16 protein-coding genes are annotated in these 18,842 nt (G+C 44.0%); 13 read left to right on the plus strand and 3 right to left on the minus strand.

The features are described from left to right. Positions 1 to 67: 67 nt before the first annotated feature. On the minus strand, positions 68 to 2,575 hold the full coding sequence (locus MD536_RS08220; protein ID WP_239597656.1) for a M14 metallopeptidase family protein: 2,508 nt from the start codon (positions 2,573 to 2,575) through the stop codon (positions 68 to 70). Positions 2,576 to 2,724: 149 nt separating this feature from the next. On the opposite strand from MD536_RS08220, the gene MD536_RS08225 reads away from it, so the two are divergent. The 4 genes from MD536_RS08225 to MD536_RS08240 all read left to right on the plus strand — a co-directional run bounded on the left by MD536_RS08225 (position 2,725) and on the right by MD536_RS08240 (position 6,363). Continuing rightward, entirely contained in the window at positions 2,725 to 3,300 is a 576-nt protein-coding gene (locus MD536_RS08225) for a hypothetical protein (protein ID WP_239597659.1), read from the plus strand. A 56-nt stretch (positions 3,301 to 3,356) separates the two neighbouring features. Then, the gene (gene ggt, locus MD536_RS08230) at positions 3,357 to 5,066 is read left to right on the plus strand and encodes a gamma-glutamyltransferase (protein WP_239597661.1); all 1,710 of its coding nucleotides are present in this window, start codon (positions 3,357 to 3,359) and stop codon (positions 5,064 to 5,066) included. 21 nt (positions 5,067 to 5,087) lie between these two features. After that, positions 5,088 to 5,621, plus strand: a complete 534-nt coding sequence (locus MD536_RS08235) for a DUF1572 family protein (RefSeq protein ID WP_239597663.1) — start codon at positions 5,088 to 5,090, stop codon at positions 5,619 to 5,621. A gap of 109 nt (positions 5,622 to 5,730) precedes the next feature. Continuing rightward, complete coding sequence (locus tag MD536_RS08240) at positions 5,731 to 6,363, plus strand: porin family protein (RefSeq protein WP_239597666.1); 633 nt, start codon at positions 5,731 to 5,733, stop codon at positions 6,361 to 6,363. Here the strand turns inward: MD536_RS08240 and MD536_RS08245 are convergent. After that, a complete protein-coding gene (locus MD536_RS08245) occupies positions 6,354 to 6,575 on the minus strand; it encodes a PspC family transcriptional regulator (RefSeq protein WP_234864351.1) in 222 nt (73 codons plus the stop codon). The genes MD536_RS08240 and MD536_RS08245 overlap by 10 nt on opposite strands. Before the next feature lie 125 nt (positions 6,576 to 6,700). Between MD536_RS08245 and MD536_RS08250 the strand changes: the two genes are divergently transcribed. The 8 genes from MD536_RS08250 (at position 6,701) to MD536_RS08285 (ending at position 16,075) form a co-directional block, all read left to right on the plus strand. Continuing rightward, entirely contained in the window at positions 6,701 to 8,968 is a 2,268-nt protein-coding gene (locus MD536_RS08250; protein WP_239597674.1) for an aconitate hydratase, read from the plus strand. Between the two features lie 253 nt (positions 8,969 to 9,221). Beyond that, entirely contained in the window at positions 9,222 to 12,017 is a 2,796-nt protein-coding gene (locus MD536_RS08255) for a heparin lyase I family protein (RefSeq protein ID WP_239597689.1), read from the plus strand. A 319-nt stretch (positions 12,018 to 12,336) separates the two neighbouring features. After that, positions 12,337 to 12,477: a hypothetical protein gene (locus MD536_RS08260; RefSeq protein WP_234864354.1), complete on the plus strand. Its 141-nt coding sequence runs from the start codon at positions 12,337 to 12,339 to the stop codon at positions 12,475 to 12,477. A gap of 90 nt (positions 12,478 to 12,567) precedes the next feature. Next, positions 12,568 to 12,972: a hypothetical protein gene (locus tag MD536_RS08265; protein ID WP_239597694.1), complete on the plus strand. Its 405-nt coding sequence runs from the start codon at positions 12,568 to 12,570 to the stop codon at positions 12,970 to 12,972. Between the two features lie 13 nt (positions 12,973 to 12,985). After that, positions 12,986 to 13,621, plus strand: coding sequence for a hypothetical protein (locus MD536_RS08270; protein WP_239597696.1), 636 nt, complete (start codon positions 12,986 to 12,988; stop codon positions 13,619 to 13,621). A 9-nt stretch (positions 13,622 to 13,630) separates the two neighbouring features. Further along, entirely contained in the window at positions 13,631 to 14,449 is an 819-nt protein-coding gene (locus tag MD536_RS08275; protein WP_239597698.1) for a sensor histidine kinase, read from the plus strand. After that, a complete protein-coding gene (locus MD536_RS08280) occupies positions 14,436 to 15,104 on the plus strand; it encodes a response regulator transcription factor (protein ID WP_239597700.1) in 669 nt (222 codons plus the stop codon). Before MD536_RS08275 ends, MD536_RS08280 begins: the two co-directional genes overlap by 14 nt. Before the next feature lie 71 nt (positions 15,105 to 15,175). Beyond that, positions 15,176 to 16,075, plus strand: a complete 900-nt coding sequence (locus MD536_RS08285) for an HAEPLYID family protein (RefSeq protein ID WP_239597708.1) — start codon at positions 15,176 to 15,178, stop codon at positions 16,073 to 16,075. Here MD536_RS08285 and MD536_RS08290 read toward each other — a convergent pair. After that, positions 16,057 to 17,892 (minus strand): gamma-glutamyltransferase family protein, encoded by a 1,836-nt coding sequence (locus tag MD536_RS08290; protein WP_239597710.1) that lies wholly within the window; start codon positions 17,890 to 17,892, stop codon positions 16,057 to 16,059. The two genes, MD536_RS08285 and MD536_RS08290, sit on opposite strands and share 19 nt — an antisense overlap. 120 nt (positions 17,893 to 18,012) lie before the next feature. Here MD536_RS08290 and MD536_RS08295 point away from each other — a divergent pair, with 120 nt between their 5' ends. Next, complete coding sequence (locus tag MD536_RS08295) at positions 18,013 to 18,813, plus strand: DUF4382 domain-containing protein (RefSeq protein WP_239597711.1); 801 nt, start codon at positions 18,013 to 18,015, stop codon at positions 18,811 to 18,813. Positions 18,814 to 18,842 lie beyond the last annotated feature (29 nt).

The raw sequence follows: 18,842 nt of genomic DNA on the forward strand, positions 1-18,842 counted from the left end.
TTTTGTAAAATACAAAAGTTCACCCGTCTGGTGGCACCGGACGGGTGCCACCGGACGGGTGAAACTCTTATTGTCCTGTTAAAAATAATGCGTTACAAAGCAGCAGCTTTCCGTTTTCCCAAAAGCTTCTGAAGATCGGGTTGTCTGCAAAATAGATTACCTGTCCCCTGCCCATATCCTGCGCACCGATCAGCAGCGCGTCATTTAATTTGGGACGGATATCGCTACCTGCAAATCCACTTACATAATTATCGCGTTTAATCACGCCCACATTCCAACCATCTTCTTTAAAGAATTCGTAAAGATTGCCATCTTGTTTGAGGCTGTAATAATAATCAGGGTAACCAAATCCAAGCGGATGTGTGTTATCCAGTTCAAGACGGAAAATGGATCCCGGCATACTATTTTTCAGCCAGTCGCGCTCCCTGTTTTCGAATTTTCTCAACACTGAATAATCTGATTTTCCCTCTGATTTTTTATCCTCCCCATCTTTCATTTTGATTCCCCAGTCGGCCCTTGCCATTTGCGCAACGGCATTTTCAAGTGCAATGATTTTGCCTCCCCTGCGAACCCAGGCTTTCAGGTCATCATTAAGTTCCTTTTTATTGAAGAAATCATAACTTCCATCTGCCAGTATCAGCACATCATAGGTATTCATGCCCTCGCGGATAAAATCATTGGCACTCATTACAGTTACAGGATACTTCAATTGTGTATCGAAGAAATGCCACAGTTCACCAAAGCCCAAAGATGAAATATTCTCTCCTGCCAACAATGCCACTTTGGGAGCATTAATGATTCGAACATTACTGGAACCAAAATCATATCCTTTGTCGACGAAACCGGAAGGAATGGAATAAAGCTGCGATTGGGTTTCAGCAGCGATTTGCTGAACTTCTTTAAGGATATCTTTCCCAGAATTGGCAGCTTTGGTTACCAGCAGGCTTCCTTTTTCGAAATTCTGATTTCCTGATTGGAAAGGCTGCTGGGTAAATCGTACTTTCAATCCTTTTTTCAACGCAGCAGCAAGGAATTTAGCACTGTTTAAACCATCCCATTTAATCGCATATGCATATGCGTTAGGATCAACTGCTATATCCTTAAAGGCGGGGGTAGTTTTTGTGGTGGCAGTAATAAAATTTGTTACACCATATGCTTTTAATCCATACACATAGGGCATGGACCATGCGGTAATATCATAGGTAGCCGAATCGGTTATGGCTGAGTTACGCTCAAACAATACTTTTACGAAATTCCCTTTGGGCTGATTCAGGTTGATTACAATATCTCCCGGCTCTGCCTTAAAGCTTTCTGATTTTCCGGTAAAATAATTGAGACCGGAATAACTGGCACTGGATGCATAACTCCAGTCAACCAGGTTTTTATCAAGCAAAGAAGTGAGACGACTCACGCGATCTGTTCCATCATTTTTGATTACCCAGGATTTGAACTCACCTGCTGGTTTTGCCAACACATTGGTAAAGTAATTCCTGAATTCTTTCACAACGCGGGCTGCATGCTGAGAAGTGATTTCCACCGTACTGATACCGGTTGTAAAGTGGTGCTGAACGCGATCAACCAGGGTTAGTGTATCACCATCTTCATTGATGATTCCCAATCCGGCCCGGATGCCTCCCTGCTCATAGGTCATACCGATAGCACCATGATAGGTCGGATAGGTATCACCGTAAGAAGGATAAAAGAGATCGAAGCGCTCTTTAGTGAAATACAACCATCCTTCTTTGTCAAAATAACGGGCATGATTCTTTCCGATCATGGTCTGAAATTCCCGCTGCCAGGGCGTTATCACTTCATGAAAGGGTTCCGCAGCAGGCGCAAAATAATAAGGCTCATTAACTCCCTGCTCATGAAAATCAACATGTACCTGAGGCAACCAGGTATTGTATACTTTTAGCCGATGCTGGCTTTCCTTTTGGGTTTGCCAGGCCCAGTCGCGGTTCAGATCAAAATTATAATGATTGCTTCTTCCTCCAGGCCAGGGTTCGCGATGTTCTCTTGCGATGGGCTCCGGATTGATCGTTTGTCCGATTACAGTTGTATACCAGTTTACATAGCGGTCGCGTCCGTCTGGATTCAAACAGGGATCAATCAGCACCACCGTATTCTGCAGCCACTGTTGTGATCTGGAATTGGATGGATTAACCAGTTCATAGGCGGTCAGCATTGCCGCTTCGGATGAGGAGGTTTCATTACCATGCACATTATAACTCAGCCAAACAATAGCAGGTGCGTTTTCATTTGGTGCTGCTTTATCACGGGTGGAATTCGCAAGCCGAAGGTTATTGGTTCGAATGGCTTCGATATTGGACATATTTTGAGTACTGGCGATGGTTGCCAGTAAAAGAGGACGCCCTTCATTGGTTTCTCCGTACTGCTCCAGTTTCAGTTGCTGGGGAGCTTCCTTGGCGAGGTGCTGAAAATACTGCACGATCCGGTAATGGGGAGTGTAGTGAGTACCTACCTTGTATCCTAAAAATGCCTCCGGTGATTTTAGCTGTGCATGGGTTCCTGATACCACCAGAAGGACTCCCGCCAAACAAATTAGTCTTCTCATATATATGTTATTCAAGTTACTGAACAAAGTTCCGAAGCTAAGGAAATTCTTCCTTCACCCGTCCGGTGGCACCGGACGGGTGAAAAGACCTAAGCAAAACAGGTAATCCCACCCTTGCAAGAATTAATCAATCAAAAGACCTTTGAAACATGACTTCAAATACACATATAATGGAACCCGGGATATTTTATCATGTTTGTAACAGGGCAGTTGGAAAGGATGTGTTATTCAAACATTTTTTCGATTACGATGATTACCTGACAGATATCGAAAAAATAATCCTGCCGGTAGCTAATTTGAACGCTTACTGCATACTGGACAATCATTACCACTTACTAGTGAGGATTCGTGAACATGCAAGTGGATTTGAATTTAGTCAAGCTGTAAATCGTCTTCAAAGTATTCATGCCAAACGGTTCAACTATAAATACAAGCGCAAAGGCGGACTTTTTTTACGTCCATTTAACAGAATCCCTATAAAAAATGATGGCCAGTTGGCCTGGGTTTTCTGGTACATTCACCGAAATCCATTACACCATGGAAAAACTGAAAATTGGGAAGACTATCCATATTCCTCCTACAGTTATTTTAAATATAACAGAGCATCTTTTTTAGACACCTCAACCATGTTGGATTTTTTTGGCGGACAAGATCAACTCATAAAACATCATGAAACTCAGGCAGAGGACTACTTACTCAAAAACATGAACCTCATGCTCGACTAACTTCACCCGTCCGGTGGCACCGGACGGGTGAAGGGAAGTTTTACTAATTTCGGGGGATGAAGACCCGAATAACTGGTGTGCTGCTGGCAGTTCTGATCACTTTTGCAGCAAGCGCACAAACCAACCTCACTCCCTACTCTTATTCCAGTAACAAAAAGGCTGCCGGTAGAAGCGGCGCCGTGGTTTCAGCCCATCCATTGGCCACACAAGCGGGACTCGCCATTCTTCAAAAAGGAGGAAACGCCATGGACGCTGCCATTGCTACCCAATTGGCACTGGCTGTCGTATACCCGGGAGCAGGCAACCTGGGTGGTGGTGGATTTTTAGTAGCCCAGTTAGCCAATGGCAAACAAATTACACTGGACTATCGCGAAAAAGCTCCGGGGAAAGCCCATCGCGATATGTACCTCAATCCGGATGGAAGTCCCAATCTCGATAAAAGCCAGCACGGGCATCTCGCCGCCGGCGTACCAGGAACCGTAGCCGGTTTATGGCAGTCACATCAATATGGCAAACTTCCGTTCAGGGACCTCGTTCAACCATCTATAGAACTGGCGCAAAACGGGTTTGTCATAACTGAAGCAGAAGCCCGCAACCTGAACGGAGACCAACAAGATTTTCAAAAAAACAATACCCGTCCTCAAGCATTTACCAAAAACCAGTCCTGGAAAGCAGGCGACACGCTTTTTCAACCCGAGCTCGCCGCTACACTTATCCGTATCCGTGACAAAGGCAGAAACGGTTTTTACAAAGGAAAAACAGCCAGCTTAATTACTGCGGAAATGCAACGTGGCAAGGGCATTATCTCCAAAAAAGACCTTCGTAACTATCGTGCAATTGAACGCAGCCCCAGCCTGTTCAGGTACAAGGAATATCAGGTACTTACCATGCCGCTGCCCAGCAGCGGAGGCGTGCTTCTTCCCATGATGATGAAAATGACGGAAGCCTACCCCATCGCCAGCTATGGCTTTCATTCTCTCGAAGCTGTTCAACTAATGACGGAAATTGAACGACTGGCATATGCCGATCGCGCCAAATACCTCGGCGACCCGGATTTTTATAAAGTACCTGTTCAACAACTCCTGAGCCAGGAATACATCCAGCAAAGACTTCGGTTATACGAGCCTGGTAAAGCGGGTAACAGTAGAGATATTATCGAGGGCACGCTACCCACCGCTTACAAAGAATCAGAAGAAACCACCCATCTGAGTGTATACGATAGTGAAGGAAATGCAGTAGCGGTTACCACCACTCTGAACGGCAATTATGGATCCCATACAGTTGTAGGCGGTGCAGGCTTCCTGCTTAACAATGAAATGGATGATTTTAGCGTAAAACCTGGCGTACCCAATATGTATGGTGCAGTTGGTGGTGAGGCGAATGCCATCGTACCCGGAAAGCGGATGTTGAGTTCAATGACTCCCACTATCGTGCTGAAAAATGGCAAGCCCTATATAATTACAGGAACTCCCGGTGGAACAACCATCACTACTTCCGTTTACCAAACCCTCATGAACACATTAGAATTTAAACTGGATGCAGCAACTACAGTAAACGCACCCAAATTCCATATGCAATGGCTGCCGGATGTGATTTATACAGAACCAGGCTTCCCGGAAAACTTAATTCAACAACTCGAAGCCATGGGTTATACCATTAAAAAAAGAGGGCCCATCGGCAGAACCGAGCTGATCCTGATAAAAGAAGATGGAAGCATTGAAGCCGTTGGAGATAATAGAGGCGATGACGCCGCACTTGCTTATTAATCGTTATCAATTTCCCGCAATATGAATCTCGGACAACTATACCTCGACAGCACGAAAAAGCAATTCAGAGCCTACAAAAAACTGGGTGATAATACCTTTTCCCAATTAAGTGAAGAAGAGCTTAACCACATCCCTGCAGCAGATTCCAACAGCATTGCTACTATTGTTAAACATATGCACGGCAACCTGCTCAGCCGCTTTACCAATTTTCTGACTGAAGACGGTGAAAAACCCTGGCGCCAGCGGGAAGAAGAATTCAACCCCGGGAAGCATCTCAGCAAAAACGATCTTCTGCATCTTTGGGAAGAAGGCTGGAATTGCCTCTTCGACACACTCGACCAGTTGGAGCCGGATGACCTTACCAAAACCGTCACCATCCGAACTGAAGCGCATTCCGCACTGGATGCGATCAACCGGCAATTGGCACATCATTCCTCCCACGTGGGACAAATCGTGTATCTGGGCAAAATGTATCGCCAGACGAACTGGCAATCACTCTCCATTCCCAGAGGAGGCACTGCATCATTCAACGAAAAAATGGCAGCAAAACCCTGAAAGGTTTGCAAGTACTGAAAATTCCGCTTTATTTTGTTTTGTCCAATCCTCTTTAATTCCTTCCAGTTCCAGAGAGAAACCATAAAATACCCTTTAAACATTCTATTTTATGGTTATTCGTATCGTACCCATGGTCGTATTATTGACCCTTTCTATGCTTGCTTATGCGCAACCCGTTACCTGGCAGGTTCGCGCCGGATGGCATACCAGTTCTGCCCGGATTATTGACAAAGCAACCTTAAAAAAAAATTCCACCAATCATCTGAATGGCTTCATAGCGGGAGCGGGAATAAGAGTTGAATTTGATAAGCAATTATATTTTACCCCCCGCATCCAATACAGCCTTCACGGTTACGAGTTGCCTGCCGACAAACAGGAACCCGCCCAACAATTCCGGATTCACTACATTGAAATCCCCGTTCTGCTTCAATATGATTTTTCTAAAACCAACAGGGGTTTTTTTGCCCAAATAGGACCATCCATTGGCGCAGCGATTGCAGGTTCTCAAAAATCAGGTGACCGGGTCTCCCCGCTCCGGTTTGCCATGACACAATACAACCGCGTTAACGTGGATGCGCTGGCTCATTTCGGTTACCGTTTTAAGAATGGACTTAGCCTGGATGCTTCATACACTTATGGCCTGACCAGCATAACCAATGGCGATAGCCTCCCTATTGTAAGAATGGCACAATTAGGAATCGGACTATCCTACCATTTCAACAAAAGGGGCAATCAGAAATAGCGAAGGGGGTTTCTTTTTCGGTCGTAGATATATTGTTTTATGTTCATCCAAAAGGCGGCGATTGTGTAGAAAATAATCGGCGAGCCCATGGTGAGCAGGGAGATATACATAAAGTACTTACGGATGGTGGCAGGGGCGATGCCCATTTTTTCTCCCATATAGGAGCAAACGCCAAACACATGCCATTCTATAAAGTGTTTGAAGTTTTTCATATCACCAAATTAGTAAATTCTAACAAATACAATGAGCAAAGGTTAAAAACAAATCGCTTTTATCGGTAATTTCGCGGTGTTTCGGAAAATTTACTGAAATAGCAAACTTCAAACATACAATCGTTATGGTTTTTGACCTCGAGATGATTAAAAAAGTGTACGCCCAGTTTCCGGATCGGGTTGCTAAAGCCCGCCAGGTAGTTGGCCGCCCGCTAACCCTCACCGAAAAAATATTGTACGCCCACCTCTGGCAGGGAGATGCCACCCAGGCATATGAAAGAGGAAAAAGTTATGTAGATTTTGCGCCCGATAGGGTTGCCATGCAGGACGCTACCGCCCAGATGGCACTTTTGCAATTCATGCAGGCCGGTCGGAACAAAGTGGCTGTTCCCTCCACAGTTCACTGTGATCACCTGATTGTAGCCAAGGACGACTCCAAAACGGACCTTGCCCGTGCCGTTAATGAAAGCAGTGAAGTATACGACTTCCTTGCTTCCGTTTCCAATAAATATGGTATCGGATTCTGGAAACCCGGTGCTGGTATCATTCACCAGGTGGTTCTTGAAAACTATGCATTCCCCGGTGGTATGATGATCGGAACCGATTCCCACACGGTAAATGCTGGCGGTCTTGGTATGATCGCAATTGGTGTAGGCGGTGCAGATGCCTGTGACGTAATGAGTGGCCTTGCCTGGGAATTGAAAATGCCCAAATTAATTGGTATCAAACTGACCGGAAAACTCAATGGCTGGACAGCCCCCAAGGATGTAATCCTGAAAGTGGCAGGTATCCTGACTGTAAAAGGTGGAACCGGGGCAGTAGTTGAATATTTCGGCGAAGGTGCCACCAGCATGAGCTGTACCGGAAAAGGCACCATTTGTAATATGGGTGCGGAAATTGGTGCAACCACTTCCACTTTCGGTTACGATGAAAGCATGAGCCGTTACCTGAAATCTACTGGTCGTACTGAAGTTGCCGCACTTGCTGATGGCATCCGCGAACACCTAACAGCTGACCCTGAAGTATATGCGAACCCTGAGCAATATTTCGATCAGGTGATCGAAATCAACCTGAGCGAATTGGAACCTCATTTGAACGGACCATTCACTCCCGACCTCGCTACGCCTATTTCCAAAATGAAGGAAGAAGCTGCCAAAAACGGATGGCCGACAAAAGTTGAAGTTGGTTTGATCGGCTCCTGTACGAATTCTTCCTATGAAGATATCAGTCGCGCTGTGAGCCTCGCCCGCCAGGTTGCTGAAAAAGGTTTGAAAACCAAAGCAGAATTCACGATCACTCCAGGATCTGAGCAGGTTCGCTACACCATTGAGCGCGATGGTTTCCTTAGTACATTCGACCAGATCGGAGCGAAAGTTTTTGCAAATGCCTGTGGCCCCTGTATTGGTATGTGGGATCGAATGGGTGCGGAAAAGCAGGAAAAAAACACCATTGTTCACTCTTTCAACCGCAATTTCGCGAAGCGGGCGGATGGTAACCCAAATACCTATGCATTCGTTGCTTCTCCCGAGCTGGTAACAGCGCTGGCGATTGCCGGTGATCTTACCTTCAACCCACTTACAGACACTTTAACCAATGAAAAAGGTGAGCAGGTAAAACTGGATCCCCCCAGTGGAAATGAATTGCCTCCTAAAGGATTCGCTGTTGAAGACGCCGGTTACCAGGCTCCTGCTGTAGATGGCAGTGCAGTTCAGGTAAAAGTAGATCCCGCGTCCAAGCGCCTGCAACTCCTGGATCCATTCCCTGCATGGGAAGGAACTGATCTCAAAGGATTGAAACTCCTGATCAAGGCAAAAGGCAAGTGTACAACTGACCACATTTCAATGGCTGGTCCCTGGTTAAAATTCCGCGGTCACCTCGATAATATCTCTAACAACCTGCTGATCGGTGCCGTAAACTTCTACAATGAAAAAACGGATTCCGTTAAAAATCAGTTGACCGGAGTATACGGTCCGGTTCCTGCCACACAGCGTGCTTACAAAGCAGCTGGTATCGGCTCCATCGTAGTTGGCGATGAAAACTATGGTGAAGGATCCAGCCGTGAACATGCTGCGATGGAACCCCGACACCTGGGCGTTCGTGCAGTACTGGTTAAGAGCTTCGCCCGCATTCACGAGACCAACCTGAAAAAGCAGGGCATGCTGGCGCTGACATTTGCCGACAAAAACGATTATGAAAAAGTCCTCGAGGATGATACCATTGACATCAACGGACTGACCAGCTTTACCCCTGGACAACCCCTTGAGCTGGTATTACACCACGCTGATGGAAGTACTGATACTATACAGGCCAACCATAGCTACAATGAACAGCAGATTGAATGGTTCAAAGCTGGAGCGGCCCTGAATATCATCCGCCAGCAATTCGCCGGCTAATCAACTTACATATTAAAACAGAGGCTACGCATCAACGTGATAGCCTCTTTTTTTACCCATAAACCATGGAATCTTAGTAAAAACCCGCGTTTTTTTGCTAGGTATATCTACATACCAACAGATTGTTTAACTTTATCCACACTTTCCCATTACTCTGACGGTAGCTTACCCTGTCTCCAATATCATTTCCTTAATACCACCGTATCCAAATATCCCTGGACCATTTCTATTTATTGACAACTAAATTTCTGTTGTGAAGAAGTTAATCGCATGCCTGTTAATAGCAAGCTCTGCTGCTTATGGGCAAACCGGGGTATTATTTTATGACCCTTGTGAATCCCTGCCGCAGTATGGCTGGGGTAACCCATACCCCAATAATTTCTGGAGTGGTAAGACCGGTGATGAAGTAAAAACAAGCTTTTCCGTATCAAGCGATTTCAGTAGAGCTGGTAATACATCCTACCGTTTTGAAATCAGAAGGGATGCAACAACGCATCAAAATGATAATTTCCGGCAAAATCAACTTATCTACAATTACCTTCCGGCAGGCACCAATACCGATGATGCCACTAAAATGGGTCAGGCAGTTGCCACAAGCAGACCCCCGCTGGACCTTCGATGGATTGGCTTGTCTACATTGGTTCCTGCAAATTATCAACCGAATCCTTATCCGGTTTCCATAGGCCTGTTATTGAAAAATATTCCGGATGATCATGCCACACCTCAGGATTTGATATTACAAAATGGACAATATAATTTTCATGTGGTTACCTGGGAGAATGGTGTACCTACAACAAGGATAATCAATATCGGCGAAGTTCAGCCTGGCATTTGGGAAGACTGGGTAGTGGAAAGGAATTTCACACAATCAGCGAACGGATTTATCAGGTTGTACCGCTATGGCAACCTGGTCGCTAATGTAACAGGCCCCAACTGGCCAACTGATATCCCTGCATATGCAAAAGAGCCTTATATAAAAATTGGTCCTGCCAACTATGGATGGGCAGCTAATATCAACCAGGTAATCAATAACAACCAGGCTGAATTGGCACCTACAGTATTATATGTGGATGAAATAAAATTTGGATCTTCTGCAGCCGCCACATCTGAATTTCTGGCAACTCAGCAGCAACCCCAACAACCACAGCCGCTCCCTTCTTTTATTTTTTACGACAACTGTGAAATCCCTGGCATGCCTTTTCTGACCATGGATTATAACCTGCAGCCTCCTGTACAATGGGCCCATTTCCAAGGTGACCCTTCTGTAAGTTCAGTTGTAAGGTCTGCCGAACAAAAAAGAGCAGGTGGTTTTTCGTACAAATTTGAGCTGAACGACGGCCCGGGTAATACCTGGCCATTCTTTAAGTCTGAACTAGTTTGGAACTTCCTCCCGGCCGGATCACCATTAGGTATTTTAGGCAATACTGAAGCTTATTCAAGACAACCGCTCGGCCTCCGATGGATAGCTGCATCAACCTTCATTCCTTCTTACAATACTGACTTCAATACACCAACCAGTATACTCTTTAACACCAAAGCCGTTGATGATGACTGGCCACAACCCAATGCACTTTGGATGGAGAATGGCCGGTATAAGTTTATTCTCACCAGAGTTTCTCCGAATGGCTCAACTCAAACAAGTTCAACTGATGTAGGGCCTGTTGTAAAAGATGTTTGGGAAGATTGGGTCCTGAACAGAAATTATACCAGTGCAGATTCCGGCTACGTGCGCTTATATAAAAACGGACAACTTGTATTTGAATACCTTGGTGGCAACTGGAAGGATGATGCTTTCCATAGTAAAGAACCTTATGTACAAATGGGTATTTATAAGTGGGCATTTGGAAATAACTGGGCGATCCGGCCCGATGCATCCCGCATTACCTTGTTTATCGATGAAGTACGATTCGGCAATGTATCCAATAGGCTGGAAGATTTTGCTGTGAAAGCGGCAGCCAATATTCCACCAGTTTCAAATGCTGGGCAGGATCAGCAACTATTCATCCCCGCAACACGTACGACGTTAACCGGTATTTCAACGGACAGTGACGGAACCGTTTATTCAAAAGTCTGGAGAAAAATAAATGGGCCTGCTGGTGGTAATATTTCCGACAGCACCCAGAATACTGTTATTATAACCAATCTTCAACCCGGCACCTATACCTATCGGTTCCTTGTTACGGATGATAATAATGCGGTTACCAGCGATGACATTGTGATTAATGTATTACCGCCAGTAGTTACCATGGTTAACTACAATCGTTTTGGTGGAGGTGCTACCCAGTCGCTGGCAAATGTTTGGAGAGGTGGGGCTTCTCCGAATTCAACAGCAGTATCTGGTACCCAGGTTATATCCGGAGACTTCAGTCTACAGGTAACAGTCGGCAATCAATCATCCGGTGCCTTCATTGCACTTGATACGGATGATACACTTCAACATGTATATACACCCGGACAAATTTGGATGGGCGTTGCCAATAATCGATTATATGCAGGTGATTTTCCAGGCTGGTTCCTATATAGGCTAACTGATGCTACCGTAACCACGGGTGATTTTATCCGAATAAGAAGACAGGGGGATATTTTACGTCTTGAGTTCTCAAAAGACAATGGACAAACTTGGTCCCTTGCATATACATACCTGTTTAGAAGCTCCAATAATTTATGGGCAAAAGCGACTTTTGATAACCAGAATTCAACCATCTATTATCCGGCTTTAATAACACCAAACGGGAACCAAAATCAACAGGCAATGACAGCTGCCCCAATTGAGTCAGCGTCAAACCTTATTGCCCAGGGAACAAAAATATATCCAAATCCTGCTAATCAATGGATTAATGTAGTAATAGGAAATGAGTTCGGATCTGGTAAACTCAGCCTGGAAGTGGTTGACAACCTCGGAAAACTAGTAACCCGACAAATAGCAAACTACCAAGCTGGCCAAATCATTCAAATTGATTCAAGGACCTGGAATCCGGGCTCTTATTACCTTGTAATTCAAGATGACAAAGGGAACAGGCTACAGAAAAAAGTTGTAATCGTTAAATAAACACCGGGAAAAATACCCCCCTTTCCTTCGTGATAAAACGGGTGAAAGGGGGTAATCCGGGAACTATATTTGCTTCAGGGATGACACTTGATCAACTACCAGTAAACCATTACCTTATCTTCCCTGAAACCAACTTTATTTATAACCTGCCAGTGGCAGGTTATTTTTTTTACGGGGAAAATGCCCCCTCTCAATGTGTATTCTCCCATTGGCCAACACCTTCCCCACCCCTAGTTTTGAATTCTAAACAGGTTCGGTCGGTCATGGTTGTGGTTGTCTCAGACGCCACAGCCTTACCGGCAAAACATCAATAAACGGCATGAAACGATTACTTGATCTTTCTGTTCATACTATCCCCTGGTTGATGCTGATTCTTGCAGCGCTTACTCTAATTACCATGTTTATTGTACTTATGCAGAAAAAACAACAGGACAAAGACATGAACGGAAATGATTATTGAAATAACTGTGCTTACTTCCAAATGCCGGGGAAATATCTGTATCAACCCTGGCATTTTTATATCTATTTTTAAACTAATAATTTTTCAATCATGAAACAGGTTATAATTATTCTATTCTGTTTAATTGGAATGGCTGCGTGCAAAACAGGCAAGCCCTTTACCATTCCAACCGATGAGAAATTTATCGCGATAAAAATCACAGCCGCGCAAGCCTCCGAGTATGAACGTGCATACCAGGCCGATCAACATTTTAAGGCAGCCTTCCGTAATGGCATGTATCTGCCAGTTTCCGTAATTGATGAAATTCGAAAAGCCGCAGGAATTGAAGGAATTGCTGTTAACTATGGCAAACATCCGGATTATACCAGCCCAGTATTCATATTATTTGCAACCAGTACCAAACCTACGGATACGGAAAAGAAATCAGACGGCACAGAAAATGTCATCTATTTAGTTTATTATCCCTGCCCTACCGTTTGCGGCAAAAACCCTTAATCAGGTATTTAGAATGAATTATTGGATCACAACACTCATAAAACTTTCTATTATTGTTTTCGGAATTAGCATTGGATTTGCAAGAGAAAAGAAGCTTACCCGAACCAATTATGAATTTTTACTAATCCTTCTTGTAGCAGGGGCTGGAGAACTGCTGGAATGGCTGATGGCCCAATACTACAACCATAATTTTGTTTATTATCACGTTTTTCGCCCCCTGTTTTATTCCCTAATAACCCTTGCCCTTGCACCCCATCTGGGTAGGATGAAAAGAAGTTTCCGGCTATCCATCATTTTTGTATGGATAGCCGCCTACTTCAATGCCAGGTACCTCCAACCACCGGAAGATTCGCTGAACACAGTTATCATCAGTCTCACCTGCCTGCTGCACATACTGGCTGTCTTATTTTATGTCGCCCGGTTGTTTGATAAGTACAGCTGGAATGAAACCATTTACCAACATAGTTTTTGGATCGCAATAGGCATCCTCCTTCATTCTATAAGCTCCTTTCTTACTCTTGGATTGCATAATTTTCTTGGTGCTGACGGTCAGAAAATGGTAACATATGTTCTCATTGTATCGGAATGGTTATATTACGGTTCATTTGTTCTCAATTTCAGCTTGCAAAAAGAAGCATCGCCAGAATAAGTTGTTACCATGAACGCCAGTCAGATAGAAATTATCCTAACGATGGCGGCCGCCGTTGTCATTATGCTGACGCTTAGTGCATTCGTGGTGTACTTTATCCTTTCGAGCCAGAAACGCAGAATTCGCCTTCAACATGAACAGGAACAAATGAAGGAAAACTATGAAAAGGAAGTGCTTACGACCCAGATAGAAAGCAGGGATCAGACTTTGCGGGATATCAGCCAGGAAATCCATGATAATATGGGACAATTGCTTAGTGTATCACGAATCAATTTGAATATTCTTGAAAAAGAACTGGAAATACACCCTTCGGTTAACCGTATACGTGATACAAACCTGATCCTTGCCGATGTTATTAAGTATATCCGTATGCTTTCCAAAGGTCTGAACTCTGACATGTTGGCCAGTTATGGACTAAGGGAGTCCATCAAATTCGAACTGGATCGTATTTCACAAACAGCCCTTATTGACTGCAAGTTCGAAACAGAAGGCGATGATTTTTTAATCGACGCAAAAAAAGAAATCATTTTGTATCGAATGATTCAGGAGATCCTGAATAATATTCTGAAACACGCAGATGCTTCCGAAATCCATATTCAAATGAAATACACAGAATCTGCATTTATTCTGAATATAACCGACAATGGCAAAGGATTTAATCCTGAGCAACTTGTAAATATGTCGATAAATGATGCCGGCTCCGGAATGAGAAACCTTCAGAAAAGAGCCCAATTGATTGGTGCAACTTTACAAATAAGTTCAGAGCCTTCAAAAGGAACCCGTATCAATATTGTTTTACCCAAACAAGCTCCACATGCAACCTCCTAATACAACCAAACATACAGTTGCAATTGCTGATGATCATCGGCTTATCGCAGAATCGCTTTCCTACCTGATTAATGACAGCCCGGAATTCAATGTTATTCTCCTTGCAAACAATGGAAAATTATTGCTTGAAGCTTTAGAAAAATCCGAAGCCTTACCGGATATATGTATCCTGGATATCAATATGCCAGTATTAAATGGGGTAGAAACAGCTCGTGAAATCAACGTTCGTTTTCCCGACATTAAACTGCTGGCGCTTAGTATGAACGATGATGAAGCATCTGTAATACAGATGATCCGGGCAGGCTGCAGAGGATATTTACTGAAAGACTGTACACAAACTGAATTGCACAGAGCCCTGCATGAAATTTTTACTAAAGGTTTTTATTATTCCGATTTTGTAACAGGCAAGCTCGTCCATACCATTCATAAGGAAGAAAAAGCGACAGAGCCTGGCGTCCGGTTAACTGAGCGCGAAATGGAATTCATCCGCCATGCTGCCTCTGAAATGACATACAAGGAAATTGCTCTTACCATGAAGTTAAGTGAGCGCACCATCGACGGCTACAGGGAAGCCCTATTTGAAAAACTTCAGGTCAAAAGCAGGGTTGGTTTAGTTCTTTACGCAATACGTGCGGGATGGGTTTTGGCAAATTAGAATATGATTAGAACGTTGCATTTTACAAGTTCTTTAAAGAATTTCAAAAAATGGCAGAATAGATTTGCGGGATGAGACTCCTGACCGTATTGTTGTTGTCCCTGAACCTGCCTTACCAACTATTCGCCCAATCAGAATCCGATTCTGTTAAAATACTGAAAAACATACTGGATAGCGTTTATATTTCCGAAGTGGAATCCCCAAGACAAAAGCCCAAAGTGTTGCATGCAGAACCTCTCTTTATTGACCTTATTCGCGATCTCGGTGCCCGTAGAGGAGAAAAGGAATGGAATTTGGGTCTGGGTATCACAGACAACAATAAATACGATTCTTATACAGCATTGATAGAATACGAATTTGCCCCCGTCGACCGCCTGGGCTTTGAAGTGGAACTGCCTTTCAGCTTTTTTTATCCGGCAAATGGAAATGATCGCAATTCAATTCCGCAAAGCCGCCTTAACAGTTTAAAACTGGCAACTCAATACACATTACTCGTATCTGATCAGGCAAATACCTCGCTAGCACTTGGATACATTCATGAGTTCGAACTCCCTTCCTTTAAACATTATAGTAAAAGCAATCTACTTGAGGGAAATGTTTTTAATCCATTTTTTATAGCAGCAAAACGCTGGGGTAGCAATTACCACACCCTCATTTATACAGGACCGGTTATTCACAAACCACAGCATCATTCCACTGAAACACACTGGCAACTGAATAGCAACTTTCATTACATGATCAGCGGTACCCGAAATTTTATCGGACTCGAATTCAACAAAACATTCCGTAAAAATGATTTTGATATGACTATCCGACCACAAATGCGGGTAGGCATCTCCGATAACTTCATGGCCGGAATTGTAACAGGGATACCTATACAACGAGAAAATGTACGGTTCAGTTCTTTCATCCGGTTGATTTATGAACCCGGTCATAAAGCCGTACGAGCCCATCACCAGCCGATTCCATAATCTTCGCCGTGATTACTGGAACCACCCCAAAAGCTCCCGTGTTTCCAATCAAACCAGATTGCATTTATGGGTCCGGAGGTTCTTGGTTCAAAACGCAGGATATACCCCTTATCTCTTAATTCTTTTCGTATCCAATCAGGCGTGCTGTTATGCAACAATAAATGTCCAGGCTTCGGCTTCCGATCCTTACCTCCCAAAGACAACCAATATTGATAGGTATTGAAATTCGGAGCTTCCGCTGCTTCCTGCACATTCATGCCAAACTCCACCATGTTAAGAAAAAACTGCAAGAGGTTCTGATCCTGGGTATCCCCACCTTGTACTGCAAAAGATAAAAATGGCTTTCCATCTTTCAATGCAAGTGTAGGTGTGAGCGTTACTCTCGGGCGCTTTCCTGGTGCGACCACATTAAATGGATTCAGTGATGCATCACAAACAAAACTTTGCATCCGCTGACTCATACCAACACCGGTTTCGCCAGCAATACAGGCAGGTATCCATCCACCACTGGGTGTAATCGATACTACCCATCCTTCTTTATCTGCTGCCTCCACACTGGTGGTGCCCCTCCAAACCTGGTCGAGGTATTCGCGATCCGGCGCGGAAACTACTTCTGTTCCTGTAAATCCGGTCCATTTATCCAATTCTTTTTTAAATGGATTCACTTCACCCTGGTGCGGGTAGGGATCACCTGGAACAATTGCAGGATCATTTTTCTCAGTAAGCAAAAACTTCAATCGTTCCTTCGCATAGGACTCAGATAACAAACCTTTAATTGGCTCAGCTGGCGGAAAATAGGGATCACCATAGTAAAAATCGCGATCCGCAAAAGAAAGATTCAATGCCTGATAGACTGTATGTATATAGCGAGCAGAATTATAGCCCATTGATTTCAGGTCAACCTGTTTCAGTAATTGCAAACTCTGCAACAACATCGGGCCCTGGGTCCATTGCGACAATTTGTACACCTCTAAACCCTTATAATTTACCTGCAATGGTTCCTCTATTAGTACTTTCCAATTTGACAAATCTTGTTTGGTTATGAGTCCACCTTGTTCCTGGCAGCCTCTTACAAACTCTTCCGCAATATCCCCTTTATAAAAACGATCATATGCGGCATAAATAGCTTCTTTTCTGCTTTTACCCTTTTTGAGTGCCGCCTTTTCTGCTTCCACCATTTTTTGAAGCGTCTTTAATAAATCGGCTTGCACAAAGATTTCACCTGCTTCCGGTGCTTCCCGCTCCTGCCCTTTATGCGGTAGAAATACTTTTGCAGAATATGGCCATTCCTTAATTCTTTTTTTCTCCCGCTCCATACTGTTCGCTGTTTGTGCCTCAATAGGGTATCCTGCCGCAAGTTCCATGGCCGGTGCCAGCACTTCTGCCAGGCTCATCGTTCCATATTCTGCGAGTATGGTACATAGCCCACCAGGTGTACCGGGAGTAACCGCTGCCAACGGACCATACTCAGGAGGAAAATCATACCCTTTTGATTTGAAAAACTCAGGAGTTGCACCGGTTGGTGCTACTCCCAATGCATTTATTCCAATCACTTTTTTGAGTTTGGGATGATAGATCAACGCCTGCGTTTCACCACCCCAACTCAATACATCCCACATGGTACAGGTTGCCGCCAGCATAGCACAGGCAGCATCTACTGCATTACCACCTTTTTGAAATACCGAGGCACCAGCTGTGGCCGCCAAGGGCTTGCCAGTAATTGCCATCCAGTTTTTTCCATGTAATACAGGTTTCTGTGTAGGCTGTGCCAGTAACCCTAACGGTAATACGAACAATACCAGAAGTGCTTTTTTCATACAGCAATTTTTCAGAATGTGTTAACCAGCTTTAACAAATATACCTCTTAACTTATTCACATTTATTTAGTTTGGAACAGTTTTGGAAATAGCATTTACAACAATAAAATATTGTTACTTATGAAAACTAGCGTAATACACTCCCTTCTTCTGGGAACAGGCCTTACCTTTTTATTGGTGGCTTGCAGCCAACAGGATGATGCCAATCCAAATGATGCCCGCATCGAAATCAGACTCACAGATGCTCCCAATCCCAATATCAAAGAGGTTTGGGTAGATATTAAAGAGATTCAAATTAATATGGGTTCAGATTCCACAGGCTGGACCACCTTAACCGGTACCTATCCAGGTGTTTACAACCTGTTGGAACTTACCAACGGCAGAGATACCCTGCTTGCTAACGCAAGTATCCCTTCCGGCAAAATGAACCAGCTTCGTTTGATTCTTGGAGAGAACAATTATGTTATAACAACGGACGGACAACAAGAAATGCTGAGTACACCTAGTGCACAGCAATCGGGATTAAAAGTTCTAGTAAATTCTGAACTTAGTGGTGGTGTATTATACAGGCTGGTTTTAGATTTTGATGCTGCAAAATCCATTGTACCCGCCGGTAATAGTGGCAAGTATATTCTCAAACCGGTTATCCGCGTTTTATCCTTTGCTCCTTCAGGTGGAATAGTTAAAGGGTTTGTTGCTCCTGATTCTGTGCTAACAACCGTTTTTGCCCTCCAGGGTTCAGATACGGTTTCAACTACTGCTACGAATCAAGGAAATTACCAGTTTTCAGACATACCAGCAGGTAATTATTCCCTGCATTATTATCCTGCTCCCGATAGTTTTAATACAGCACAGAAAGATATTACGGTTACACTCGGACAAACAACAATCGTTGATACGATTCGTCTCGAATTAAAATAAATTTCTCGGTTATCTGGACAAATGAAGAG

The sequence above is a fragment of the Flavihumibacter cheonanensis genome (genome assembly GCF_022352215.1).
Classification (GTDB): Bacteria; Bacteroidota; Bacteroidia; order Chitinophagales; family Chitinophagaceae; genus Flavihumibacter; species Flavihumibacter cheonanensis.